This window comes from Pseudomonas sp. Tun-23181, assembly GCF_057415455.1.
Map to the genome: position 1 here is coordinate 5,362,327 of NZ_CM171630.1, position 25,103 is coordinate 5,387,429.

Consider the following 25,103-nt stretch of genomic DNA (forward strand, 5'->3'; position numbering starts at 1 on the left):
AGGCCACCCGTCTTCTCCACCTGACCAGGGAGCCCACCGGGACGCATGCGCCAGATCTGGAAGTCTTTTCGTTCGCTGTATTTCGCCGCCCTGATGATGCTGATCGGTTCGGGCCTGCTCAGTACCTACCTGGCCTTGCGCCTGGCTGCCGACAACGTGGACAGCCTCTGGGTCGGTGCCTTGATGGCGGCCAACTATTTCGGTCTGGCGGTGGGGGGCAAGATCGGCCACCGCCTGATTGGCCGGGTCGGGCATATCCGGGCCTACGCCACCTGTGCCGGCATCGTCGGCGCCGCCGTGCTGGGCCATGGCCTGACGAGCTGGCTGCCGGCCTGGGTGGGCCTGCGGATGGTCGTCGGCCTGGGGATGATGTGCCAGTACATGGTCATCGAGAGCTGGCTCAACGAGCAGGCCGATGCCAAGCAGCGTGGCGCGGTGTTCGGCGGCTACATGATCGCGTCCTACCTGGGGCTGGTGCTCGGGCAACTGATATTGGTGGTACACCCGCAGCTCGGCCCCGAGCTGTTGATGCTGGTCGCCATGTGCTTCGCCCTGTGCCTGGTGCCGGTGGCCATGACCCGGCGGATCCACCCGGCGCCGCTGCGCCCGGCGCCGATGGAACCGAAGTTTTTCATCAAGCGCGTGCCCCAGTCGCTTTCCACGGTGCTCGGCGCGGGCCTGATCGTCGGCTCGTTCTATGGCCTGGCGCCGCTGTACGCGGCCAACCAGGGGCTCTCCACCGAGCAGGTCGGCCTGTTCATGGGTAGCTGCATCTTCGCTGGTCTGGTGGTGCAGTGGCCGCTGGGCTGGCTGTCGGACCGCTACGACCGCGCGGTGCTGATCCGCAGCGTGGCAGTGGGCCTGGCGCTGGCCGCGTTGCCGCTGGCGGTGCTGCCCAGTGTGCCGCTGGAGCTGCTGTTCGCCGTGGGCTTCCTGATCTCGTTGCTGCAGTTCTGCCTTTATCCGCTGGCGGTGGCGTTTTCCAACGACCACGTCGAGGGCGAGCGGCGGGTTTCCCTGACGGCGATGCTGCTGGTCACCTATGGCGTGGGCGCCTGTATCGGCCCTCTGGCGGCGGGGGTGTTGATGAAGCTGCTGGGGGCGCAGATGCTCTATGCCTTTTTTCTGTTCTTCGCCCTGGTGCTGGTCTGGCGTATCCGGCCGAAGGCGGTCACCGGGTTGCACCAGGTGCAGGATGCGCCGCTGGGTCACGTGGCCATGCCGGCGGCGGGTTCGCCATTGTCGGCGGCGCTCGACCCGCGGGTCGATGAGCAGACGGTGCAGGAGGTGATGCAGGCGCCGGTGGCGGCGGAGGACACCGAGGAAGAGGAGGAGCCTGGGGAGGATATGGCGCAGACGGAGGTCAACAGGACGGTTTGAGGTGGGGCGTGATGCGGCCTTAGCTACAGCGCACCCAAACAAAAACGCCACCCGGGCAGGTTAATGCTGTTCACTTAAGTCTGATGTGACATCGATTGGGGCTGCTTTGCAGCCCTTCGCGGGCAAGCCCGCTCCCACAGGATCGTGCATTTGCAGCGTACTTGTGGGAGCGGGCTTGCCCGCGAAGGGCCGCAAGGCGGCCCCAATTGCTTAAGTGAACAGCATTAACCCGGGCAGGTGGCGTTTTGCTCAGCGTACAAGCCTCAATAATCGTCCTTGTCGAACCGCCGCGCTTCGCGCTGCAACTGGTACACGAAGCTCTCGACCTTGCGCTGCATCTGCCCGTTGAGGTTGTGGAAGCGCACCCCGGCGAAGGTGGTGTTGAAACGCTCCTCGAAATGCAGGTGGCGCAGCTCCACCATGACCTGCGACATGCCCAGTGGGCCACTGGCGCCGAAGCGCTCATAGACCTGGCCCAACTGCAGGCGTTCGCCAACGTTACCGTCGAAACGCAACTTGCAGCCGGTGGCGGAGATGTCCAGCAGCTTGCCGCGCAGGGCGCCGTTGCCCTTGAGCTTGTCACCGTCGAGCACCACGTCGACCAATTGCGACAGCTTGAGCGCGGCCCGGAAGGCGTTGCGCCGCTGGTGGTAGGTCACCTCGGTGGGCAGGGGGCCACGGTAGCAGCGGTGGCCATCGATTTCGCCGATGCGCAGCGGGGTGTCGCATTCCCAGGCGATGCGTACACCCTCATGGAAGCCTTCGACGCGGAACGGTTCGCCGTTCTCTATGTATTTCTCGCCATCACGCGGGATCATTTCGTCCAGCGCCAGGGTATTGCCGTCACGGTCCACCTGAACCACGTAGCTCTGGAAGCGTTGGCTACGTTCATGGAAGGTGATGATCAGCGGATCGTGGCTATCCAGCAGCTGGCGCAGGTTGGCTGCGATCTCCAAAGGAGTGGTGAGCACCTTTGGCGGCTGGGGAGCATCGGACTCATTGAACACGGGTTATCAATCTCCAGGCAAAAACGACACACGCAAGTAACGGCATTTTGCCAGTATGTTCCGTGCCTTGATAGAAATAATCACACTTGGCTGAGCGCCCGGGGCTTGGCCAGTGGCGAGGTGGCGCCACGGCTGTCGTAGAGCGACGGAGAATCGCCGCCCATGAGGATCCTGATCTGGTTGGCCGTGGCGTGCTGCTGCACCTGGATGATCCGCCCGTTGGTCTCGTTGACCTTCTGGCAGGCATCCATCAACTGGCTGAGCACGTCGAGCTGCTGCAGCAACACCGCGCCGTTGGGCGATTGCGCGGCCAGTGCCTGCACGCCGGCACGATCGGCGCTCAGGCCGAGGCTGGTGAGCAGGTGGTTGCGCCGCTGCCCTTGCTGTTCGAGCAAGGCGATCAACGACTGCTTGCGTGCCAGGATGTGCTCCAGCATCGCCATGTCCCGGCCGTGCAGGGCGACCGCTTCGTTCTGGAGCAGTTCGAGCAGTTGCTGGGTTGGCGCGATGTCGTTTTCGATCAGTTGCAGCAGGGTGATGTCGTGCATGGCTGGCTCTTGGCGTGTGGCGTCCTTGAAGTCAGCGCGCCGGAAGGTCAGCGCTGGGCTTCGAATTCAAGCAGTTTGCTGGCGACCCGGCCGGCATCGACCTGGTAGCTGCCGTCTGCGATCGCCTGTTTCAACTGGGCCACGCGGGCACTGTTGACCTCGGGCTGGTCGCGCAGCTTGTCGCTGATCTTCTGCAACTGCTGGGCCTCTTGGCTGAGGTGTACCGCTTCTCCGCTGACGCTGGAGCGCTTGGGCGCTTCGCTGGTTTCGCCGGCTTTCTCGGCGTTGCCGGCCGCGGTGTTGCCGCGAACGCCGCCCGTGACGGACGGAGAGTTATTCAAACGACTGAAGTCGATGACCATGATCAGAAACCTCTGGGGATTTGGACGCTTGCCATGTTTTCGGCCAACCCGAAAGAAACTTTAGCCGCGAATGCATCGCTGCCCGTCGGCAAGCTCGCACGACCCGTTTTCTGACACAGTTTAGGAAAAGCGGTTCCGCGCCGCCAGCCTTATATCCCCGGCGGTCGGGGCTGCCTTGCAGCCCATCGCCCCCCAATGACAGTTGAAACCGCTACATGGCCACCTCGACCTGCCCCGGCCCGGTCACCCGTGCCTTCACCACGCGCTTGGAGTTCAGGTTGCGCACCCGGATCTGTTCGGACAGGCCGCCCTTGGCCAATGCTTCGCCCGGCATGCGCACGCTCAGGCTGCCGCTGCGGGCGACGATCACGACATGGTCGCCCTTGCGCACCACCTCGGCCTGCTCCAGGTGCTGCGGCGTGAGCACCTGGTCGAGCACGGCCGGGCGCAGCAGCTTCATGCCCACGGCCTGCTCCAGGTCGCTGAGGAAACCCTGGTTGAGCGTACCCACGTCGCGTTCGCGCAGGGCCACGTCGCCCTCGCCGATGACGCTTTCGCGCTTGAGCGGACGGGTCATCACCACCACGTCGCGAAACAGCCGCACCTGAGCCGGCACGAACACCGTCCACGGCCCGCTGCCGTTGCAGCGCAGCCGCACCGTGACCCGGCCCAGCGGCTGCGCCGGGCTCTCCAGCGAAGCGTCAAGTTGCTGGCTGCACAGCGGCATGCGCAGGCGCGGGTCGAGCGAGTTGACCTGGATCTCGTAGCGGCCTGGTGTCTGGCTGGTGGCCAGGTAGTCCTCCACGGCGAATTCAAGAAACCCTTGGGTGACGCCGATAAGTTGTTCAGGCAAGGTAAACGCATCCGCCAGCGTGCGGGCGCCGGGTGCCAGCAGGCACAGCGCGGCCAGCGAGCCGGTCAGCAGGTGCGTCAATCGTCGGGAAAATGTCGTTTTCGTGTACATGACGCTCAAAAAAGCAAAGCCCGTGCCGATCTGGTACATAGGCTGATACGTATGAAGGAGTCTGGCATGGCTGGTGTTATGGATTCGGTCAACCAGCGCACGCAACTGGTGGGGCAGAACCGCCTGGAGCTGTTGCTGTTCCGCCTCAATGGCGATCAGCTCTACGGCATCAATGTGTTCAAGGTCCGGGAGGTGCTGCAGTGCCCGGAGCTGACGCTGCTGCCCAAGTCCCACCCGGTGGTGCGCGGCGTGGCCAACATTCGCGGGGCGACCATCCCGATCCTCGACTTGTCGATGGCGACCGGCCTGCCGGCCCTGCAGGAGGAGGCGCGCAACAGCTTCGTGATCATCACCGAGTACAACACCAAGACCCAGGGCTTTCTGGTGCATTCGGTGGAGCGCATCGTCAACATGAACTGGGAGGAGATCCACCCGCCACCCAAGGGCACTGGCCGCGACCACTACCTGACCGCCGTCACCCGGGTGGACGAGCGTATGGTGGAGATCATCGACGTGGAGAAGATCCTCGCCGAGGTCGCGCCTTCCTCCGAGGCGGTGTCGGCCGGGGTGATCGACGCCGAGGTGCAGGACAAGGCGGTGCTGCTGCGGGTGCTCACGGTCGATGACTCGTCCGTGGCGCGCAAGCAGGTCAGCCGCTGCCTGCAGACCGTCGGTGTCGAGGTGGTGGCGCTCAACGACGGGCGCCAGGCGCTGGACTACCTGCGCAAGCTGGTGGACGAGGGCAAGCGTCCGGAGGAAGAGTTCCTGATGATGATCTCCGACATCGAAATGCCCGAGATGGATGGCTATACCCTCACTGCGGAGATTCGCAGCGATCCGCGCATGCAAAACCTGCACATCCTCCTGCATACTTCCCTGTCGGGGGTATTCAACCAGGCCATGGTCAAGAAGGTCGGCGCCGATGACTTCCTGGCCAAGTTCAAGCCGGACGACCTGGCCCAGCGAGTGGTCGACCGGATCAAGGCGACGCATTGAAACGGCCGGGGCGTGCCCCGGCCTCAGCGATTGAAAAGAGGCGGTAGCCGTGTCTACGGGTAATTTGGATTTCGAACAGTTCCGGGTCTTCCTGGAGAAAGCCTGTGGCATCCTGCTGGGCGAGAATAAGCAGTACCTGGTCTCCAGCCGTCTCAACAAGCTGATGGAGCAGCAGGGCATCAAGACGCTCGGCGAGCTGGTGCAGCGCATCCAGACCCAGCCGCGCGGCGGCCTGCGCGAGCAGGTGGTCGATGCCATGACGACCAACGAGACCCTCTGGTTCCGCGATACCTACCCGTTCGAGGTGCTCAAGAGCAAGGTCATCCCGGAGTTCGTGCGCGGCAACCCGGGCCAGCGCCTGCGTATCTGGTCGGCGGCGTGCTCGTCGGGGCAGGAGCCGTACTCGCTGTCGATGGCCATCGACGAGTTCGAGCGCAGCAACCTCGGCCAACTGAAGATGGGCGCGCAGATCGTCGCCACCGACTTGTCCGGGGCCATGCTGAACAACTGCAAGACCGGCGAGTACGACAGCCTGGCCATCGCCCGCGGCCTGTCCCAGGAGCGCCTGCAGCGCTATTTCGACCCCAGGGGGGCTGGGCGCTGGGCGGTCAAGCCGGCGATCCGCAGCCGGGTCGAGTTCCGCTCCTTCAACCTGCTCGACAGCTATGCCAGCCTGGGCAAGTTCGACGTCGTGTTCTGCCGCAACGTGCTGATCTACTTCTCGGCCCAGGTCAAGAAGGACATCCTCATGCGTATTCACGGCACGCTCAAGCCGGGGGGCTACCTGTTCCTGGGGGCGTCCGAGGCGCTCAACGGGTTGCCGGACCATTACCAGATGGTCCAGTGCAGCCCGGGGATCATCTACCAGGCCAAGTAAAGGGCGGGGTCGCTGTGCGGCCCCGGCTTCATTTCATCCCCCATTGCCGCTTTGCTGACGCCAAGCGGTAAGGCATTGCCGCTTTTCTGGCATTGCCGCCCCCGGCAAACGGCCCGGAGTGCCGGATTCATTGGGTCGTGCATGTTGGCACAGACCTTGCTCAAGCTTGCTCACGATTCTTCCGGTCACCTTCGAAGGTTTCCCCGACATGAGCATCAGTTTCGACAAGGCGCTCGGCATCCATGAAAAGGCCCTGGGCTTTCGCGCCCAGCGCGCCGAAGTCCTGGCCAACAACATCGCCAACGCCGACACGCCCAACTACAAGGCGCGCGACATGGACTTCTCCTCGGTGCTCGCCGCCGAGGCCGAGAAGCAGCAGGGCGGCCGCATCGCCCTGGACCGTACCAACACCCGGCACATCGAGGCCCAAGGCCTGGCCATGGGCGACGATACCCTCAAGTACCGCACGCCGATGCAGCCTTCGATCGACCAGAACACCGTGGACGCGCAGATCGAGCAGTCGAACTACGCGGAAAACGCCATCGGCTTCCAGGCCAGCTTCACCCTGCTCAACAGTAAATTCAAAGGGCTGGTTTCGGCCCTGCGTGGAGAGTGACCATGTCCCTTGCCAGTGTCTTCAACATTGCCGGTAGCGGCATGAGCGCGCAGAACACGCGCCTGAACACCGTCGCCTCGAACATCGCCAACGCCGAGACCGTGTCCTCGAGCATCGACCAGACCTACCGCGCACGCCACCCGGTGTTCGCCACCACCTTCCAGCAAGCGCAGAACGGCGCTGGCCAGTCGCTGTTCCAGGACCAGGGCGAGGCCGGCCAGGGCGTGCAGGTGATGGGTATCGTCGAGGACCAGAGCAACCTCGAGGCACGCTACGAGCCCAATCACCCGGCGGCGAACAAGGACGGCTACGTCTACTACCCGAACGTCAACGTGGTCGAGGAGATGGCCGACATGATCTCCGCCAGCCGCGCGTTCCAGACCAACGCCGAGCTGATGAACACCGCCAAGACCATGATGCAGAAAGTGCTGACCCTGGGTCAGTGATAAGGAATCCCGACCATGGCAGTCGATAGCACAGGTGTGAACCTCAACGATGTTCTCTCGGCGTCGGGCGTGAGCACCGGCACCAAGAAGACCACGCCCGAGAACACCGACAAGAATGCGCTGGGCAAGGATGCGTTCCTGCAGTTGCTCGTGACCCAGATGCAGCACCAGAACCCGCTGGACCCGCAGGACAACGGCGAGTTCATCGCCCAGCTGGCGCAGTTCAGCAGCCTGGAAGGCATCACCACGCTCAACGACACGGTCAACTCGATCGCCGGTGCCCTGGGCTCGTCCCAGGCTCTGCAGGCGTCATCGCTGGTCGGGCGTTCGGTGGTGGTGCAGAACGACAAGGCGGTGGTCGATACCGCCGAGAGCTTCAACGGCCAGATCGTCGTTCCGCAAGCGATCGGCGAAGCGAAGATCACCATCAAGGACAAGGACGGCAACGTGGTCAAGACCATCGAGCTGGGCGAGCAGAAGGCTGGCTACGCCGACTTCATCTGGGATGGCACCAACGAGAAGGGCGAAAAGGTCGATCCGGGCACCTACAGCTTCTCCGCCACCACCACCGTGGATGGCAAGGCGGTGGAGATGTACACGCTGCTGCCGGCCAAGGTCACCAGCGTCAGCATCAACCCGAGCGGCGAGATGATGCTCAACCTTGCAGGGCTCGGGAAGGTTCCCCTGTCCAGTGTGCAAACCATCGGTATCTAAGGCCGGTTTAACGCGGCACAAGGAGCGAATTCATGTCTTTCAATATCGGCCTTAGCGGTCTGTACGCAGCCAACAAGCAGTTGGACGTCACCGGCAACAACATCGCCAACGTCAACACCATTGGTTTCAAGTCGTCCCGTGCCGAGTTCGCCGATGTCTACGCCGGCGCCAACCGCCTGGGCGTGGGCAAGAACCAGGTCGGCAACGGTGTGCGCCTGGGGGCTGTCTCCCAGCAGTTCGGCCAGGGTGACATCAACAACACCGGCAACGTGCTGGACATGGGCATCCAGGGCCAGGGCTTCTTCGTCCTGTCCGACAACGGCTCGCTGGTCTACACCCGTGCCGGTGCCTTCCAGACCAGCAAGGACAACTACGTGGTCACCTCGGACGGCCTGCGCCTGCAGGGCTACGCCGCCGACTCGACCGGCAAGATCCAGAAGGGCGTGCTGACCGACCTGAAGATCGATACCTCGGCACTGGCACCCAAGGCCACCACCCTGATCGACCAGGGGATCAACCTGAACTCCTCGGCCACCGACATCCCGCTGGAAGTGGATGACGGCACCGGCACCATGATCCCGAACAAACCGTTCGACCCGGCTGACGAGACCACCTACACCAAGTCGTTCCCGACCAAGGTGTACGACAGCCAGGGCAACGAGCACACGATGGAGCAGTTCTATCGCAAGACCGGCACCAACGAGTGGACCATGTACACCCTGGTCGATGGGCGCAACCCCTTCGACCCTGCGAGCACCGCACCGCTGACCGGCACCATCAGCTTCAACAGCGACGGTTCGGTCAAGAGCATGACGGCTGACAGCACCGGCCTGCCGCCAGGCTCCTCCTTCACCGTGGCCAACAACACCTTCACCATGAGTGGCTGGATCCCGGCGGTACAGGATGCGTCCGGTAACTGGATCTCCAACGGTGCCGAGGGCAATGCCGACGGCATGCGTCTGTCGATGAACAGCACCACCTCGTACAACACCGAGACCGCACGCATGTCGCAGTCCCAGGACGGCTATGCCACTGGTATCTTGTCGAGCTTGTCGATCGACTCCACCGGTGTGCTGTTCGCCAGCTTCAGCAACCAGCAGTCCCGTGCCATCGGCCAGGTTGCCGTCGCCAGCTTCGCCAACGAACAGGGCTTGCAGCAGATCGGCGGTACCCGTTGGACGGAAACCTTCGCTTCGGGCATCCCGGGCATCGACGCGCCGAAGACCGGTACCCTGGGGAGCGTCGAGTCCAACTCGCTGGAGGCGTCCAACGTCAACCTGACCCAGGAACTGGTCGAGCTGATCAAGGCACAGAGCTACTACCAGGCCAACGCCAAGACCATTTCCACTGAAAGTACCGTCATGCAGACCATTATCCAGATGACCTGACGGTCGCTGGTTGGTCGAACCTGCACGAACCCCTTTCCCGAGAAGGGGTTCGTCGTTTTCGAGGGTGTCATGAAAAGACTGATCGTTGCGCTCGCCGCGCTGTTCTGCCTGCTTCAGGCCCAGGCTGCCATGGCGCCCTGGTGGCGCTGGGAAAGCCAGGCCGATGGTCGCCTGGTGTGCTCCCAGTGGTCGCCGGGGGAGGGCTGGAAGCGTTTTGCCGGGCCTTACAACAACGCCGGTTGCCGTGAGCGCTGATGCTGATGCTGTGTCTGGGGCTGCTTTGCATGGCGCAGGATTTGTGAGCGCCGCGGACCCTGTGGGAGCGGGCTTGCCCGCGAATAGGCCGGCACAGCCTGCGCAAAGGCAATACCCTGGTCTGCCGCCTCGTTGCCACCTGCGGCAATGAGGCGCCGGATATCCGGCGGCAGCCCTTGCCAAGCACTCGAAAAAAGCCCGTATCCACGGGCTTTTTCGCGTTTCAGTAAAGTTGGTTCGGAACTTGCTTTAGTGCCTGCACAGCAGCGGCGAGCGGCAACCGGTCGCCAGTGCAGCGGAGGATGACTGTGGACAAGATGCTTTACGTGGCCATGACCGGCGCCAGCCAGAACGCGCTGGCGCAGAAGGCCCACGCCAACAACCTGGCGAACATTTCCACCAACGGTTTCCAGCGTGACCTGGAGCAGGCGCGCTCGATGCCGGTGTTCGGCGACAGCTTTCCGGCGCGGGCCTTCGCCATGACCGAGCGTCCGGCCACCGACTTCAGCGCCGGCCCCATGGTCGAGACCGGGCGTGAGCTGGACGTGGCCGTCAGCGGCGACGGTTTCATCGCCGTGCAGGCACCGGACGGCAGCGAAGCCTACGTGCGCACCGGCAGCCTGAACATCGACGCCCTGGGCGTGCTGCGTGCCGGCAACGGCATGCCGGTGATCGGCAACGGCGGCCCCATCGCCATTGCGCCGGAGCAGAAGGTGGAGGTCGGCGAAGACGGCACCATCAGCATCCGCGCCATGGGCGAGGACCCGCGGGTGATGGCCGAGGTCGACCGGATCAAGCTGGTCAACCCCGACACCCGCGGCCTGGTCAAAGGCCCGGACGGGCTCATCCACACCAAGAGCGGCCAGCCGGCCGACGCCGATGTGAACGTCAAGGTGGTGTCGGGCTTCCTCGAGGGGAGCAATGTCAATGCCGTCGAGGAAATGACCTCGGTGCTGGCGCTGTCCCGCCAGTTCGAGCTGCACGTCAAGATGATGAACACAGCCAAGGAAGGCGACGAAGCCATGGCTCGGGTTTTGCAAATCGGCTAATCACATTTGAACGGGTGCCGTAAAACAGGCGCACGAGGAGAACACTGAATGCTTCCGGCTCTTTGGGTCGCTAAAACCGGCCTGTCCGCCCAGGACACCAACCTGACGGTCATTTCCAACAACCTGGCCAACGTCTCGACCACCGGCTTCAAGCGCGATCGCGCCGAGTTCCAGGACCTGTTGTACCAAGTCAAGCGCCAGCCGGGCGCGCAGTCCACCCAGGACAGCGAACTGCCGTCGGGCCTGCAGGTCGGTACCGGCGTGCGCATCGTCGGCACCCAGAAGAACTTCCAGACCGGCAGCCTGCAGACCACCGAGAACCCGCTGGACATGGCGGTCAACGGCCGTGGCTTCTTCCAGGTGCTGCAACCGGACGGCACCGTGTCGTACACCCGTGACGGCACCTTCCACCTGAACTCCGACGGCCAGATCGTCACCGCCAACGGTTTCGCCCTGGAGCCTGCGATCGTCGTGCCGCCGGATGCCCAGACCTTCACCGTCGGCCAGGACGGCACCGTGTCGATCACCACCGCCGGCAACCCGGCCGCGCAGATCATCGGCAACATCCAGACCGCTGACTTCATCAACCCGGCTGGCCTGCAGGCGATCGGCAACAACCTGTTCCTCGAGACCGCCGCCAGCGGCGCGCCGCAGATCGGCACCCCGGGCCTGAACGGCTTCGGCACCACCCAGCAGCAGACCCTGGAGAACTCCAACGTCAGCACCGTGGAAGAGCTGGTGAACATGATCACCACCCAGCGCGCCTACGAGATGAACTCCAAGGTCATCTCCACCGCCGACCAGATGCTCTCGTTCGTCACCCAGCAGCTGTAAGCCCTAAGCCTGTTACACCCGTGAGGTAAGCGTCATGAATCGTCTGTTGTCCGTCTTCGCCCTGGGGGGCGCGGTGTTGCTGGCCGGTTGCGTCGCACCGACGCCCAAGCCCAACGACCCGTACTATGCGCCGGTCCTGCCGCGTACCCCGTTGCCGGCGGCGGCCAACAACGGTTCGATCTACCAGGCCGGTTTCGAGCAGAACCTGTACTCCGATCGCAAGGCGTTCCGGGTGGGTGACATCATCACCATCACTCTCAACGAGCGCACCTCGGCGAGCAAGAACGCCGGCTCGCAGATCCAGAAGGACAGCAACGCCAACATCGGCCTGACCTCGCTGTTCGGCGCCACGCCGAACACCAACAACCCGTTCGGCGGTGGCGACCTGTCGCTCAACGCCGGCTACAGCGGCGAGCGCGCCACCAAGGGCGACAGCAAGGCCACCCAGGGCAACACCCTGACCGGCTCGATCACCGTCACCGTGGCCGAGGTGCTGCCCAACGGCATCATCGCCGTGCGCGGGGAAAAATGGATGACCCTGAACACCGGCGAGGAGCTGGTGCGCATCGCCGGGCTGGTCCGTGCCGACGACATCGCCACCGACAACACCGTGCCCTCGACCCGCGTGGCCGATGCGCGCATCACCTACTCGGGCACCGGCTCGTTCGCCGATGCCAGCCAGCCCGGTTGGCTGGACCGCTTCTTCCTCAGCCCGCTTTGGCCTTTCTGAGTCCGGATGACCATGTTCAACGTAAGGCAGCTGATTGCCGCAACCCTTCTCTTGTCCTGTGCGTTCGGCGCCCACGCCGAGCGCCTGAAGGACATCGCCAGCATTTCTGGCGTGCGCACCAACCAGCTGATCGGCTATGGCCTGGTGGTGGGGTTGAACGGCACGGGTGACCAGACCACCCAGACCCCCTTCACCCTGCAGACCTTCAACAACATGCTCTCGCAGTTCGGCATCAAGGTGCCGGCCGGCTCCGGCAACGTGCAGCTGAAGAACGTCGCCGCGGTGTCGGTGCATGCCGATCTGCCGGCCTTCGCCAAGCCGGGCCAGGTGGTGGACATCACCGTGTCGTCGATCGGCAACTCCAAGAGCCTGCGCGGCGGCAGCCTGCTGATGACCCCGCTCAAGGGGATCGACGGCAACGTCTATGCCATCGCCCAGGGCAACCTGGTGGTCGGCGGCTTCGACGCCGAGGGGCGCGACGGCTCGCGGATCACGGTCAATGTCCCGTCGGCCGGGCGCATCCCTGGCGGCGCCACGGTCGAGCGCGCGGTGCCGAGCGGCTTCAATCAGGGCAACAGCCTGACCCTGAACCTCAACCGCCCGGACTTCACCACCGCCAAGCGTATCGTCGACAAGGTCAACGAGCTGCTCGGCCCGGGCGTGGCCCAGGCCGTGGACGGCGGCTCGGTGCGGGTCACCGCACCCATGGACCCGAGCCAGCGGGTGGACTACCTGTCGATCCTCGAGAACCTGGAGATCGACCCAGGCCAGGCCGTGGCCAAGGTCATCATCAACTCGCGTACCGGCACCATCGTCATCGGCCAGAACGTCAAGGTCTCGCCGGCGGCGGTGACCCACGGCAGCCTGACCGTGACCATCACCGAAGACCCGATCGTCAGCCAGCCGGGGCCGTTCTCCAATGGCCAGACCGCCGTGGTGCCGCGTTCGCGGGTCAATGCCGAGCAGGAAGCCAAGCCGATGTTCAAGTTCGGCCCGGGCACCACGCTGGATGAGATCGTCCGCGCGGTGAACCAGGTGGGCGCGGCGCCCAGCGACCTGATGGCGATCCTCGAAGCCCTGAAGCAGGCCGGCGCCTTGCAGGCCGACCTGATCGTGATCTGAGGACGCCACGCATGAACCCCAAGAGCCTGGTTTCCAGCCCCGTCGACAGCGGCGCCTACACCGACCTCAACCGCTTGAGCTCGCTCAAGCATGGCGATCGCGACAGCGACGCCAACATACGCAAGGTGGCCCAGGAGTTCGAGTCGCTGTTCATCAGCGAGATGCTCAAGGCCTCGCGCAAGGCCAGCGACGTGCTGGCCGCCGACAACCCGATGAACACCGAGACGGTCAAGCAGTACCGCGACATGTACGACCAGCAGCTGGCTGTGAGCATGTCCCGCGAGGGCGGCGGCATCGGCCTGCAGGACGTGCTGGTGCGCCAGCTCTCGAAGAACAAGAGCGCATCGGTCAACACCAGCCCGTTCCCGCGTATCGAGGGCCATGCCCCGGCGTTGTGGGGCAGCAAGGTGGCCGCGCCGGTGCATGCCATTGAGTCGACCGCCACCCGCAACGACGTCGCCGCGCTCAACTCCCGGCGCTTGGCGTTGCCGGGCAAGCTCACTGATCGCCTGCTGGCCGGGATCGTGCCGTCGGCGAGCGCCCCTACCGCCGCTGTACCGGCCGGTGAAGGCCAGCCGGTCTCGGGCGTCGCCCAGGCTTTCGCCGCACCCGATAGCGGCCTGCGCATCCTCGGCCGCGCCGTGGCCCAACCGCCGCTGGCACCGAAGAAAGCCTTCGCCGACAGCGATGCGTTCGTCGCCACCATGCTGCCGATGGCCGAGCAGGCCGCCAAGCGCATCGGTATCGACCCACGCTACCTGGTGGCCCAGGCCGCCCTGGAAACCGGCTGGGGCAAGTCGGTCATGCGCAATGCCGACGGCACCAGCAGCCACAACCTGTTCGGCATCAAGGCCAGCGGCAACTGGCAGGGCGGGCAGGCGAGGGCGATCACCAGCGAGTTCCGTGGCGGGCAGTTCGTCAAGGAGACGGCGGCGTTCCGTTCGTACGATTCCTACCAGGACAGCTTCCACGACCTGGTGAGCCTGCTGCAGAACAATTCGCGCTATCAAGATGCGCTGAAGGCCGCCGATAAACCGGAACAGTTCGTGCGGGAACTGCAGAAGGCCGGGTACGCCACCGACCCGAACTACGCCAGCAAGATCTCGCAGATCGCAAGACAGATGAAGTCGTACGAGAGCTACGCGATGCTCGGTACCACCACGAAACTTTAAGGGCAGGAAACCATGGCGAGTTTGATCAATATTGGCATGTCGGGGCTTGGCGCCGCGCAGTCGGGGATGTACACCCTGGGTAACAACATCGCCAACGCCGATGTGGACAGTTACTCTCGCCAGCAGAACATCCAGAAGACCAAGGGCTCGCAGCAGTACGGGCAGGTGTTCATCGGCAGCGGCACGACCCTGGCCGACGTGCGCCGGGTGTACAACGCCTTCCTGGAAAACCAGCTGCGCACCACTACGTCGCTGTCCAGCGACGCCGCGTCCTACCTGAACCAGATCTCGCCGCTGGATACCGCCTTGTCGAGCAGCGACACCGGCATCACCGCCGCGCTGCAGAGCTTCTTCAGTGCCATGCAGGATGCCTCGGCCAAGCCCACCGAGGACGCCTCGCGCCAGCTTTTGCTGACCAGCGCCCAGACCCTGGCCAAGCGTTTCAATACCTTGTCGGCGCAGCTCAACCAGCAGAACAGCAACATCAACGCCAACATGGCCTCGATCGCTGACCAGGTGAACAAGCTCACCGCGACGATCGCCCAGTACAACGAGCAGATCGCGCGGATCTCGGCGGTGCAGGGCAGCCCCAACGACCTGCTCGACCAGCGTGACGGTGCTGTGCGCGAGCTGACCGCGCTGATCGGCGCCGACGTGGTGGAGCGCGACGGCAACTATGACATCTACCTGAAGAACGGCCAGGCCCTGGTGCTGGGCAAGACCACCCAGACCCTGGGTGTGGAGCCGAACGCGACCGACCCGACCCGCATGAGCCTGGTGCTCAACCGCGGCACCACCAAGATGGACATCACCAACAGCGTCACCGGCGGCGAACTCGGTGGCCTGATTCGCTACCGCAAGGAAACCCTGGACCCGGCGCTCAACGAGCTGGGCCGCGTGGCGCTGGTGGTGGCCGATGCGATCAACAGTCAGTTGGCCCAAGGCATCGACAAGAATGGCGAGTTCGGCGCCATCCTGTTCGGCGACATCAACAGCGCCAAGGCCATCAGCGAGCGCAGCGTGCCCAAGCTGGGCAACAGCGCAGGTTCCGGCAACCTCGACGTGACCATCAAGGACACCGGCAAGCTGACCACCAACGACTACCAGGTGACTTTCACCAGCACCACCGAGTACACCGTGCGCCGGCTGCCCGACAACACCGAAATGGGTAGCTTCGACCTCAACGACGACCCACCCCCGGTGATCGACGGCTTCACCCTGTCGCTCAATGGCGGTGGCTTGAGCGCCGGTGACAGCTTCAAGATCACCCCAACCCGCAATGCCGCGGCCAACATCGAGTCGGTGCTCACCGATCCCAAGCGACTGGCGCTGGCCTCGCCGCTGACGGGTACCAGCGGTTCGGGCAACCAGGGTACCGGGCTGATTACCCAGCCGAACCTGACTTCCGAGCTGGATATCTACGATGCCCTGCAGCGTGCCGACCTGCAGACGGGCCTCAAGTACTCCACGCCGGTCAAGCTGGTGTTCGGCGACGACAGCAGCTCGCCCCAGGCCTACACCGTGTACGACGCCAAGGGCAATGCCATCGGCAGCGGCACCATCGTTCCCGGCCAGGAAAACAAGCTGCAGATCTCGGTACCGATGGTCGACGGTAGCGGCAACCCGATCCTTGACGGTAGCGGCACGCAGAAGGCTTTCACCTTCGAGATGAACGTCTCCGGTGCGCCGAAGAACGGCGACAACTTCACCGTGTCGCTGACCGGCGCAGGCTCGGCCGACAACCGCAACGCCCAGTCGGTGATTGACCTGCAGACCAAGTCCACCGTCGACGTAGGGGCCGACGGCAAAGGCATCAGCTTCACCGACGCCTACGCCAAGCTGGTTTCCAATGTCGGTGGCAAGACCGGCCAGGCGCAGATGGACAGCAGCGCCACCGAGGCACTGCACAGCTCGGCGCTCGACAGCCGCAACTCGGTGTCGGGCGTATCGATCGACGAAGAGGTCGGCAACCTGGTCAAGTTCCAGCAGTACTACACCGCGTCGTCGCAGATCATCAAGGCGGCCCAGGAAACCTTCGCCACCTTGATCAACAGTCTTTAAGGAGCCGTAGACCGTGCGCATCTCCACTTCGCAGTTCTACAACACCAGCAGCGCCAACTACCAGCGCACCTTCTCCAACGTCAACAAGACGACCCAGGAGGCCAGCGACTTCCTGCGCGTACGCACCGCCGCCGACGACCCGGTGGGCGCCGCGCGCCTGCTGCAGCTCGAGCAGCAGCAGGACATGCTCAAGCAGTACAGCGGCAACATCGTCAACGTGCGCAACGCGCTGGGGACTGCCGAGAGTACGCTCAATGCCATCGGCACCCTTCTGCAGCGCGTCAACGAACTGGCGCTCAGCTCGGGTAACGGCGCCTTTACCGATTCCGACCGCAAAGCCAATGCCGACGAACTGGCTTCCCTGGAGGACCAACTGTTCACCTTGATGAACAGCAAGGATGAGAACGGCAAGTACCTGTTCTCTGGCTCCAAGGGCGACACTCCCCCTTACGTGCGCAACGCCGACGGCACCTACACCTACCAGGGCGACCAGAGCAGCCTGATGCTGCAGGTCGGCGACATGCTCAGCCTGGCCGCCAACGAGACCGGCTACAGCGCCTTCGAGCAGGCCCTGAACACCAGCCGCAGCGAGACACGCTTGACTGCTCCGGCTACCGATGACGGCCGTGTCAGCCTGTCCAATGGTCAGGTTTCCGGCAGCGCGACCTACAACGATCGCTTCCGCAGCGGCGAGCCGTACAGCATCGAGTTCACCAGTAGCACCGAGTACAAGATCCTCGATGCCAATGGCAACGATGTGACCCTCGAAGCCAGCCAGGGCGGCAAGTTCGATCCGAACGGCGACAACACCACCATCAGCTTCCGTGGCGTCGACCTGCGCCTGAATATCTCGTTCAAGGCTGGCGACGAGGCCAATCCGGACGCGGCCATTGCCGGCCACACCTTCAGCCTGAGCTCCAAGGCCGATTCGATCGCCGGTACCCGTAGCCCGGGCAATAGTTCGTCGACCCAGATCACTGGCGCCAACATCACCGACCCGGCGCTCTACAAGGCAGCGTTCCCCGGTGGCGGCGCGGTGCTCAAGTTCACCAGTGCCACGGAGTTCGAGCTCTATGCATCGCCAGTGACTGCCGACAGCCGGCCAGTTTCCACCGGTACCCTGAGCGGCACCACCGCCACGGCGGCGGGGGTCAGCTTCGAGCTGTCGGGGGCGCCGAATGCCGGGGATTCGTTTGGGGTCAAGGTCGATACCCACCAGACGCAGAATCCGCTCGACACCATTGCACAGTTGCGCGCGGCGCTGATGACGCCCCAGGACAACGACCCAGTGGCCCGGCAGAATTTCCTGGCTTCGCTGGATTCGGCGATCGGGAATGTCGCCAGTGCGATCGACCAGGTGTCTTCGTCGGTCTCCTCCATTGGTGGGCGAGGGCAGGCCCTGGATGTGCAGGCCGAGACCAACGAGGCGTTGAGTACCGAGAACCTGAAGACCCAGAGCTCGATTCGTGACAGTGATCCGGCGGAAGTGATGCTGCGCTTGGAGATGCAGAAGAACATGCTGCAGGCTTCGATGCAGTCGTTTGCGAAGATTGCTGGGTTGTCGTTGGTTAATTATCTTTAAAATCTGCTGTCCTTCCTGTGTTATCTCCCGTGCGTCCAACTCCAGGTTGTGGTGCATGGGGTTCTATCCAGTTTGCGGTCTCGGTGTACGAGCGTCGATCATGTGGCGTCGTGCTGCATACCGACAATGACCGCTGCAGCAACCTGCTCAGGCACTGTTTCGACGGTCGCTGATCATTTGGTCGATTCTCCCTGTTCCGGCGCCTGGAGGCATGGCCGTTTGATGGCGTGTATGGCTTACCTCTACTATGGCTGGGAAGCCTTTACCCTCCCTTGCTGAAATCGACAAAAAGAGCGTGACCTGGGAGTCAGAACGCGCATCTTCACTGTATATTGTCGAAACCGGGAACCGCTGCGTCGTGCCCGGACAAGCCGTCAGGGGCCGGAACCCGTCCGTACCGTCTGGCGTTTTGCCCTTGAAGACGCAGCGGGTATTTCGCTGTTACTGAATTGGGAAGCCATATGATTGGCATTAAAAGCATCGCCAGTTACGTGCCTGTCGAGGGGGTGGACAACTACGCCCAGGGTGCGAAATTCGGCAAGGATCAGGATTTCATCTTCGGCAAGATTGGTGCGACCTTCTTGCCGCGCAAGGATGCCGGCCAGGAAACCTCCGACCTCTGCGTCGAGGCCGTCAGGACCCTGTTCGCTGCCAATCCATCGCTGGACCCGGCATCCATAGATGTCGTGATCGTCGTCACCCAGAACGGTGACGCCGAAGGCCTGCCCCATACCGCAGCCATCGTCCAGCACAAGCTGGGGCTGTCGACCCATGTCGCCGCCTTCGACATCTCCCTGGGGTGCTCCGGTTACGTTTATGGCCTGTATGCCATGAAAGGCTTCATGGAAGCCGCGGGCCTGAAGAACGGCCTGCTGATCACCGCCGACCCCTATTCGAAGATCGTCGATCCCGAGGATCGCAATACCACCATGCTGTTCGGTGACGCCGCTACCGCGACTTGGATGGCCGACGATGCTACCTGGCAATTGGGCCAGTCGCTGTTCGGCAGCGATGGCGCAGGCGCCGAGCACCTGCGTACGACCGAAGGCACGTTCTTCATGAACGGCCGCCAGGTCTATAACTTCGCTCTGGTGAAAGTGCCCGCCCACCTGCAGCAATTGCTCGAAGCCAGCGAGCTGAAGGCCGATGACATCGATCTGTACTGCCTGCATCAGGGTAGCGCGGCTATCGTCGATGCTGTTTCCCTGCGCTTCAATGAGGGCGCACAGCGGGCAAGGTTCGTCAAGGATATGGTCGAGACCGGCAACACTGTGTCGTCTAGTATTCCGCTGTTGCTGGAGAAGCATGTGCTCGGCTCGCAGCTCAAGCGCGTTGCCCTCAGTGGCTTCGGTGTGGGCCTGTCCTGGGGTTCGGCGATCATCGAGCGTCGTGATTGATCTGCTGCTCGCCAGCCTGAACGCCGCCGCTTTCCAGGCGGCGTTTTTGTTCCTGCCCGTTCGATCAAGAGAATGAGCATGCCAGTGGTTGTCGGTATCTTGGCGTCAAGTCCTTGATTTCACTGGGCTGGCAGGATGCCAGCAATTTTTTTTGAAAAATCCCTAAAGCAACCCGCCCTGGCGACGATAACAATTACGAAGGTTCTCTGTGCCACCCCCGGCGAATTGCCAAGGCCGGAAGCCGTAGTACCCATCCAACGAGGAATTCGTCATGGCTTTGACTGTAAACACCAATACCACCTCTCTGGGCGTTCAGAAGAACCTGAACCGTGCTTCCGACGCACTGAGCACCTCGATGACTCGTCTGTCCTCTGGCCTGAAAATCAACAGTGCCAAGGATGACGCCGCTGGCCTGCAGATCGCTACCCGCATGACTTCGCAGATCCGTGGTCAGACCATGGCGATCAAGAACGCCAACGACGGTATCTCCATCGCCCAGACCGCTGAAGGTGCGATGCAAGAGCAAACCAACATCCTGCAGCGTATGCGTGAACTGGCTGTTCAGTCGCGAAACGACTCCAACAGTGAAGACGATCGCGCAGCTCTGGATGCTGAATACCAATCTATGCTCGAAGAGATTGACCGGATTGCAGCCAGTACTCAGTTGAATGGAAAGTTCCTGCTGGATAGCACTGCTGGTTCGATGACATTCCAAGTTGGTTCTGGTGCGACCGCTAACGATCAGATCACAATCGACCTGTCCAAAGATATGAGTAGTGGTGGCGCGCTCAGTGATTTGGCTGGCACCATTATTACGGGTGCCGATAGTGCTACCGCTGAAACCAACTTCCAAGCTGCTATCGCGGCAATTGATACGGCTCTGCAAGAAATCAACACTACTCGTGCTGACCTGGGTGCCTCTCAGAACCGCCTGACCAGCACCATCAACAACCTGCAGAACATTAACGAGAACGCCGAAGCTGCCCGTGGCCGTGTACAGGACACCGACTTCGCCGCTGAAACTGCTCAGTTGACCAAACAGCAGACCCTGCAGCAAGCTTCGACCTCGGTTCTGGCTCAGGCCAACCAGCTGCCATCCGCTGTTCTGAAGCTGCTTCAGTAATCGCTGATGGTTATCGGCGGGGAAGTGCACGCGCGGCGCTTCCCCGCTTTTTCATTGTGAGGTGCTGGAGATGGACATGAGCGTCACGCTGAACCTGTCTTACCCGGCTGCGCGTTCAACTGAGCAGGTTGCCGAAAATCCGGCCGCCCGGTTGGTCGTTGATGCTTCCGGCGATGGCGAAAAGAAAAGCCCTGTCGAAGTGCAGGATACCGATAAGGTCAAGGATGCCGTCTCGGAGATCGAGAAGTTCCTGAAAGAGACCCGGCGCAACCTGGAATTCTCCACCGACGAGGATTCCGGCAAGATCGTGGTCAAGGTCATCGCCAGCGACACGGGTGAGCTGATTCGCCAGATTCCCTCGGAGGAGGCCCTGCGGATCGCCCACAGCCTGAGCGATGTCAAGAGTGTTCTGTTCGACGCCAAGGTCTGACCGGCGGCGAGCGAAATGACGTGATTCATGTCAGTCTTGCAGCAGCGAGGCTGACGCGTTAACGAGAGGGACAACAGCATGGCAAGCCCGATTACTTCTTCCACTGGCCTGGGTTCCGGTCTCGATATCTCGGGCATCGTCAAGGCCTTGGTCGAGTCCGACACTGCGGCGAAACAGGCGCAGATCAAGCGCCAGACCAGCAACAACAGTGCGATGATCTCGGGTATCGGTGCGCTGCGCAGTGCCCTCACGGCGTTCCAGGACGCCATGAAGAAGCTAAACGACAAGAATGCGCCGTCCTTCAATGCCTACGCGGCTAAGTCGGCCAACGAGGCTGTGATCAAGGTCAAGTCCAGCAATAGCGCAGTAGCTGGAAATTACGACATCGTCGTTAATCAGTTGGCCACCGGTTCCAAGGTCGCCAGTCAGCAGTTCGAGGGAGGCGCTACTTCCGCGATCACTGCGGGTGAGATGACCATCAGCCAAGGTGGCAAGACCTACAAGGTCGACGTAGCCAGCGGCGCGACGTTGCAGAGCGTGCGGGACCAGATCAACAAGGAGCTGGGGGCCAGCGGTATCTCTGCCAACATCATCAACGAGGAGGGTGGTGCGCGGCTCGTGCTCAGTTCTGCCACCACCGGTGCTGGTAGCGATATCTCCGTGAGCGGGATCCTTGAGCTGGAAATCGATGGCACCGCGCAGATGAGTGGTACGGGGGCTGGCTATATCACAGCCATGGCTCAAGATGCCGAGCTGACGATCGATGGTCTGAAGGTCAAGAGCGCGAGCAATACCGTCAGCGACGCTATCAGTGGCATGACACTCGAACTCACGGGCGTCAGCGCCAAGGCCGCTGACGGTACCCGTTCGCCGACGGCGCTTACCATCGCAGCGGACAATGAGGGGTTGAAAAAGTCTGTCCAGAGTTTCGTCGATGCCTACAACACGTTGCAAAAGGCGATTATCTCGCTGACCACCAGCACTCGCGACGATGATGACAATCTACTGCTTGGTCCGCTTACCAACGATCCTACCACTCGCTCCTTGCTGGGCGACATTCGCAAGGTATTGAGCGAGGTGGGCGCCGGTGACAAGCTCACCTCTCTGAGTCAGTTGGGTATCAATACCCAGAAAGATGGCACGCTCGAATTCAATAGTGTCAAGTTTACTGCTGCGCTGGATGACAAGAAGCTCGGTCCCGAGATCCAAGAGCTTTTTACTGGCACGAATGGTGTCTTCGAGCGGATGAATAAGGCCATTGATCCGTACAATAAGACCGATGGTAGTCTGGCGACGCGCAAGTCCAACCTGGACAAGACCGCCAAGAACCTGTTGGATCAGCAGGAAGCCTTGGATCGTCGCACCGAGTCCCTAACCGAGTCGCTGACCAGGAAATACGTGGCCCTGGACGCCGCCCTGGGCAAGATGAAAGCCCAGGCCGACCAGATCACCTCGATCTTCGAAGCGATCAACGCCCAAGCCAAGAAGTCCTGATCGACGCCTGGTGCCAAAAGCCCGGCAGCGTCACGTTCGACGCGCCGGGCTTTTTGCTTCCCCGCTAAAGTTTTTTGACGTGCCGACGATACACAGGTATACGCAACCTTTTCGCTGCAACGAGGTAGATCCATGAACCCGATGTTGGCCCTTCGGCAGTACCAGAAAGTCAATGGTGTGGCGCAGACCTCCGAGGCCAGCCCGCACCGTCTGGTGCAGATGCTCATGCAAGGCGGCCTCGATCGCCTGGCCCAGGCCAAGGGCGCCATGGCGCGCAACGATATCGCCCAGCGCGGCATCCTGATCGGCAAGGCCATCGACATCATCGGCGGCCTGCGCGAAGGGTTGGATCTGGAAAACCATGCCGACAGCCTGGCCGACCTGGACAGCCTATATACCTACATGAGCCGGCGCCTGGTCGAGGCCAACGTGCAAAACGATCCGGCGATCATCGATGAAGTGGCGCGCCTGCTGATCACGGTCAAGGAAGGCTGGGACGCGATTGGCGACCCGTCGCCATCCATCTGATTGGGAGATTGCCATGAGCGAGGTGATCGAGCGTATAGAGCAGACCCGTGAGGCGCTGCTGGCGGCACTGGATAGTCGGGATTGGGATACGATTGGCGAGCTCGATCTCGAGTGCCGGCTGTGTGTCGATGAGGTGCTGGTCGAAGCCTCGCTCAATGAGGAAGCGGTAAGGGGCAGTCTAGAGCAGCTGCTCGGCGTTTATCGGCAACTCATTGAAATTGCAAGTGGTGAACGTCAATCGATAGTCGACGAGATGACGCAGATTCGTCAGGCGAAAAATGCCGCAAAGGTATACCATTTGTTCAGCTGACGCTGGACGGTATAGAAAAACGCGCCATTAATTTGACAGTGTGCGTTTTTTTAACTTAACTAGTGACTGTTTTCGCAAATTCAGACGTCCGAGCACTGGATCATTCAGTCGGAATGATGTCGAGCACGCCCTCGGGCGTCGAAATGACTAGGGAAGTTCCTAACGCATGTGGCGTGAAACCAAGATCCTCTTGATCGATGACGACAGCGAACGCCGCCGCGATCTGGCGGTGGTCCTGAATTTCCTCGGCGAGGAAAACCTCTCCTGCTCCAGCCTGGATTGGCAGCAGGTGGTCGAGTCGTTGTCTTCCAGTCGTGAAGTGCTGTGCGTGCTGATCGGGACTGTGAATGCTCCGGCAAGTCTCCTGGGGCTGCTTAAGACAGTGGCTGGGTGGGATGAGTTCCTTCCGGTTCTGCTTTTAGGTGAAATTTCTTCTGCGGAGTTCCCCGAGGACCTGCGACGCCGGGTGCTGTCGAACCTCGAGATGCCGCCGAGCTACAGCCAGTTGCTCGACTCCCTGCACCGTGCCCAGGTCTATCGCGAGATGTACGACCAGGCTCGCGAGCGCGGCCGCCAGCGCGAGACGAACCTGTTCCGCAGCCTGGTCGGTACCAGTCGGGCGATCCAGCATGTGCGGCAGATGATGCAACAGGTGGCCGACACCGACGCCAGCGTGCTGATCCTGGGTGAGTCCGGGACCGGCAAGGAAGTGGTGGCGCGCAACCTGCACTACCATTCCAAACGCCGCGAGGCGCCGTTCGTGCCGGTCAACTGCGGGGCGATCCCGGCCGAGTTGCTCGAGAGCGAGCTGTTCGGCCACGAGAAGGGTGCCTTCACCGGGGCGATCACCAGCCGGGCCGGGCGTTTCGAGTTGGCCAATGGCGGCACCCTGTTCCTCGACGAGATCGGCGACATGCCGTTGCCGATGCAGGTCAAGCTGCTGCGCGTGCTGCAGGAGCGTACCTTCGAGCGGGTCGGCAGCAACAAGACCCAGAGCATCGACGTACGCATCATCGCCGCGACCCACAAGAACCTCGAGACGATGATCGAGGAGGGGGCTTTCCGCGAGGACCTGTACTACCGCCTGAACGTCTTCCCCATCGAGATGGCGCCATTGCGCGAGCGGGTCGAGGATATCCCGCTGTTGATGAACGAGCTGATCTCGCGCATGGAGCACGAGAAGCGGGGCTCGATCCGCTTCAATTCGGCCGCGATCATGTCGCTGTGCCGCCATGGCTGGCCGGGTAACGTGCGTGAGTTGGCCAACCTGGTCGAGCGCATGGCGATCATGCATCCGTACGGGGTGATCGGCGTTTCCGAGCTGCCGAAGAAATTCCGCTACATCGACGATGAAGACGAGCAATTGGTCGACAGCCTGCGCAGCGACCTGGAAGAGCGCGTGGCGATCAACGGCAATACCCCGAACTTTGCAGGCCACGCCATGTTGCCGCCTGAAGGACTGGACCTGAAGGACTACCTGGGCAGCCTGGAGCAAGGGCTGATCCAGCAGGCCCTGGACGACGCCAATGGCATCGTCGCGCGAGCCGCGGAGCGTTTGCGCATTCGCCGCACCACCTTGGTGGAGAAGATGCGCAAGTACGGCATGAGCCGGCGGGATGGGGAAGAGCAGGCGGAAGGTTGACGCAGATCGCTGCGTTACACCGCCTGACTGCACCATCGGGTTTGCAAGGGCTGCGAAGCGGCCCCAAAGACGGTTA

Annotated in this window: 26 protein-coding genes; 22 read left to right on the top strand and 4 right to left on the bottom strand. The window is 62.5% G+C overall.

The window, feature by feature from the left end; genetic code table 11:
* Positions 1-45 precede the first annotated feature (45 nt).
* Entirely contained in the window at positions 46-1,380 is a 1,335-nt protein-coding gene (locus tag ACDI39_RS25380; protein ID WP_225789333.1) for an MFS transporter, read from the top strand.
* Positions 1,381-1,643: 263 nt separating this feature from the next.
* On the opposite strand, the gene ACDI39_RS25385 is transcribed toward ACDI39_RS25380, so the two are convergent.
* The 4 genes from ACDI39_RS25385 to flgA form a co-directional block, all read right to left on the bottom strand.
* Positions 1,644-2,387, bottom strand: a complete 744-nt coding sequence (locus ACDI39_RS25385; protein WP_225789332.1) for a flagellar brake protein — start codon at positions 2,385-2,387, stop codon at positions 1,644-1,646.
* Between the two features lie 80 nt (positions 2,388-2,467).
* On the bottom strand, positions 2,468-2,935 hold the full coding sequence (locus ACDI39_RS25390; protein WP_225789331.1) for a flagella synthesis protein FlgN: 468 nt from the start codon (positions 2,933-2,935) through the stop codon (positions 2,468-2,470).
* A gap of 47 nt (positions 2,936-2,982) precedes the next feature.
* Complete coding sequence (flgM, locus tag ACDI39_RS25395) at positions 2,983-3,297, bottom strand: flagellar biosynthesis anti-sigma factor FlgM (protein WP_225789330.1); 315 nt, start codon at positions 3,295-3,297, stop codon at positions 2,983-2,985.
* Positions 3,298-3,508: 211 nt separating this feature from the next.
* Positions 3,509-4,261 (bottom strand): flagellar basal body P-ring formation chaperone FlgA, encoded by a 753-nt coding sequence (gene flgA / locus ACDI39_RS25400; RefSeq protein ID WP_225789329.1) that lies wholly within the window; start codon positions 4,259-4,261, stop codon positions 3,509-3,511.
* Positions 4,262-4,327: 66 nt separating this feature from the next.
* Here flgA and ACDI39_RS25405 point away from each other — a divergent pair, with 66 nt between their 5' ends.
* From ACDI39_RS25405 to fleQ, 21 genes are all read left to right on the top strand, one after another.
* Positions 4,328-5,257, top strand: coding sequence for a chemotaxis protein CheV (locus ACDI39_RS25405; RefSeq protein ID WP_225789328.1), 930 nt, complete (start codon positions 4,328-4,330; stop codon positions 5,255-5,257).
* 49 nt (positions 5,258-5,306) lie between these two features.
* Positions 5,307-6,134, top strand: coding sequence for a protein-glutamate O-methyltransferase CheR (gene cheR, locus ACDI39_RS25410; RefSeq protein WP_225789327.1), 828 nt, complete (start codon positions 5,307-5,309; stop codon positions 6,132-6,134).
* A 208-nt stretch (positions 6,135-6,342) separates the two neighbouring features.
* Positions 6,343-6,750 carry a flagellar basal body rod protein FlgB gene (gene flgB / locus ACDI39_RS25415; RefSeq protein ID WP_225789326.1) on the top strand — a complete coding sequence of 136 codons (408 nt, stop codon included), beginning with the start codon at positions 6,343-6,345 and terminating at the stop codon, positions 6,748-6,750.
* A gap of 2 nt (positions 6,751-6,752) precedes the next feature.
* Complete coding sequence (gene flgC / locus ACDI39_RS25420) at positions 6,753-7,196, top strand: flagellar basal body rod protein FlgC (RefSeq protein WP_043210925.1); 444 nt, start codon at positions 6,753-6,755, stop codon at positions 7,194-7,196.
* 15 nt (positions 7,197-7,211) lie between these two features.
* Positions 7,212-7,910: a flagellar hook assembly protein FlgD gene (gene flgD / locus ACDI39_RS25425; RefSeq protein ID WP_225789325.1), complete on the top strand. Its 699-nt coding sequence runs from the start codon at positions 7,212-7,214 to the stop codon at positions 7,908-7,910.
* A 32-nt stretch (positions 7,911-7,942) separates the two neighbouring features.
* Complete coding sequence (gene flgE / locus ACDI39_RS25430; protein WP_225789324.1) at positions 7,943-9,298, top strand: flagellar hook protein FlgE; 1,356 nt, start codon at positions 7,943-7,945, stop codon at positions 9,296-9,298.
* Positions 9,299-9,367: 69 nt separating this feature from the next.
* Positions 9,368-9,553 (top strand): hypothetical protein, encoded by a 186-nt coding sequence (locus ACDI39_RS25435; protein WP_225789323.1) that lies wholly within the window; start codon positions 9,368-9,370, stop codon positions 9,551-9,553.
* 308 nt (positions 9,554-9,861) lie between these two features.
* Positions 9,862-10,602, top strand: a complete 741-nt coding sequence (locus ACDI39_RS25440; RefSeq protein ID WP_253091257.1) for a flagellar basal body rod protein FlgF — start codon at positions 9,862-9,864, stop codon at positions 10,600-10,602.
* Positions 10,603-10,650: 48 nt separating this feature from the next.
* Positions 10,651-11,436, top strand: coding sequence for a flagellar basal-body rod protein FlgG (gene flgG / locus ACDI39_RS25445; protein WP_225789321.1), 786 nt, complete (start codon positions 10,651-10,653; stop codon positions 11,434-11,436).
* 34 nt (positions 11,437-11,470) lie between these two features.
* Positions 11,471-12,166, top strand: coding sequence for a flagellar basal body L-ring protein FlgH (gene flgH / locus ACDI39_RS25450; RefSeq protein ID WP_225789320.1), 696 nt, complete (start codon positions 11,471-11,473; stop codon positions 12,164-12,166).
* Positions 12,167-12,178: 12 nt separating this feature from the next.
* Positions 12,179-13,288, top strand: coding sequence for a flagellar basal body P-ring protein FlgI (locus ACDI39_RS25455; RefSeq protein WP_410896990.1), 1,110 nt, complete (start codon positions 12,179-12,181; stop codon positions 13,286-13,288).
* 11 nt (positions 13,289-13,299) lie between these two features.
* Positions 13,300-14,460, top strand: coding sequence for a flagellar assembly peptidoglycan hydrolase FlgJ (flgJ, locus tag ACDI39_RS25460; RefSeq protein WP_253081020.1), 1,161 nt, complete (start codon positions 13,300-13,302; stop codon positions 14,458-14,460).
* A gap of 12 nt (positions 14,461-14,472) precedes the next feature.
* On the top strand, positions 14,473-16,521 hold the full coding sequence (gene flgK / locus ACDI39_RS25465; protein ID WP_253168428.1) for a flagellar hook-associated protein FlgK: 2,049 nt from the start codon (positions 14,473-14,475) through the stop codon (positions 16,519-16,521).
* 13 nt (positions 16,522-16,534) lie between these two features.
* Positions 16,535-18,103 (top strand): flagellar hook-associated protein 3, encoded by a 1,569-nt coding sequence (locus tag ACDI39_RS25470; protein WP_253168427.1) that lies wholly within the window; start codon positions 16,535-16,537, stop codon positions 18,101-18,103.
* A gap of 461 nt (positions 18,104-18,564) precedes the next feature.
* Complete coding sequence (locus tag ACDI39_RS25475) at positions 18,565-19,500, top strand: ketoacyl-ACP synthase III (RefSeq protein ID WP_225789315.1); 936 nt, start codon at positions 18,565-18,567, stop codon at positions 19,498-19,500.
* Between the two features lie 271 nt (positions 19,501-19,771).
* Positions 19,772-20,623: a flagellin domain-containing protein gene (locus tag ACDI39_RS25480; protein WP_253091255.1), complete on the top strand. Its 852-nt coding sequence runs from the start codon at positions 19,772-19,774 to the stop codon at positions 20,621-20,623.
* A 70-nt stretch (positions 20,624-20,693) separates the two neighbouring features.
* Positions 20,694-21,053, top strand: coding sequence for a flagellar protein FlaG (locus tag ACDI39_RS25485; protein ID WP_253091254.1), 360 nt, complete (start codon positions 20,694-20,696; stop codon positions 21,051-21,053).
* Between the two features lie 78 nt (positions 21,054-21,131).
* Positions 21,132-22,547: a flagellar filament capping protein FliD gene (gene fliD, locus ACDI39_RS25490; RefSeq protein WP_486537155.1), complete on the top strand. Its 1,416-nt coding sequence runs from the start codon at positions 21,132-21,134 to the stop codon at positions 22,545-22,547.
* Positions 22,548-22,679: 132 nt separating this feature from the next.
* A complete protein-coding gene (fliS, locus tag ACDI39_RS25495) occupies positions 22,680-23,075 on the top strand; it encodes a flagellar export chaperone FliS (protein ID WP_225789311.1) in 396 nt (131 codons plus the stop codon).
* Positions 23,076-23,088: 13 nt separating this feature from the next.
* The gene (locus ACDI39_RS25500; protein WP_225789310.1) at positions 23,089-23,385 is read left to right on the top strand and encodes a flagellar protein FliT; all 297 of its coding nucleotides are present in this window, start codon (positions 23,089-23,091) and stop codon (positions 23,383-23,385) included.
* A gap of 166 nt (positions 23,386-23,551) precedes the next feature.
* Positions 23,552-25,027 carry a transcriptional regulator FleQ gene (gene fleQ, locus ACDI39_RS25505; RefSeq protein ID WP_225789309.1) on the top strand — a complete coding sequence of 492 codons (1,476 nt, stop codon included), beginning with the start codon at positions 23,552-23,554 and terminating at the stop codon, positions 25,025-25,027.
* Positions 25,028-25,103 lie beyond the last annotated feature (76 nt).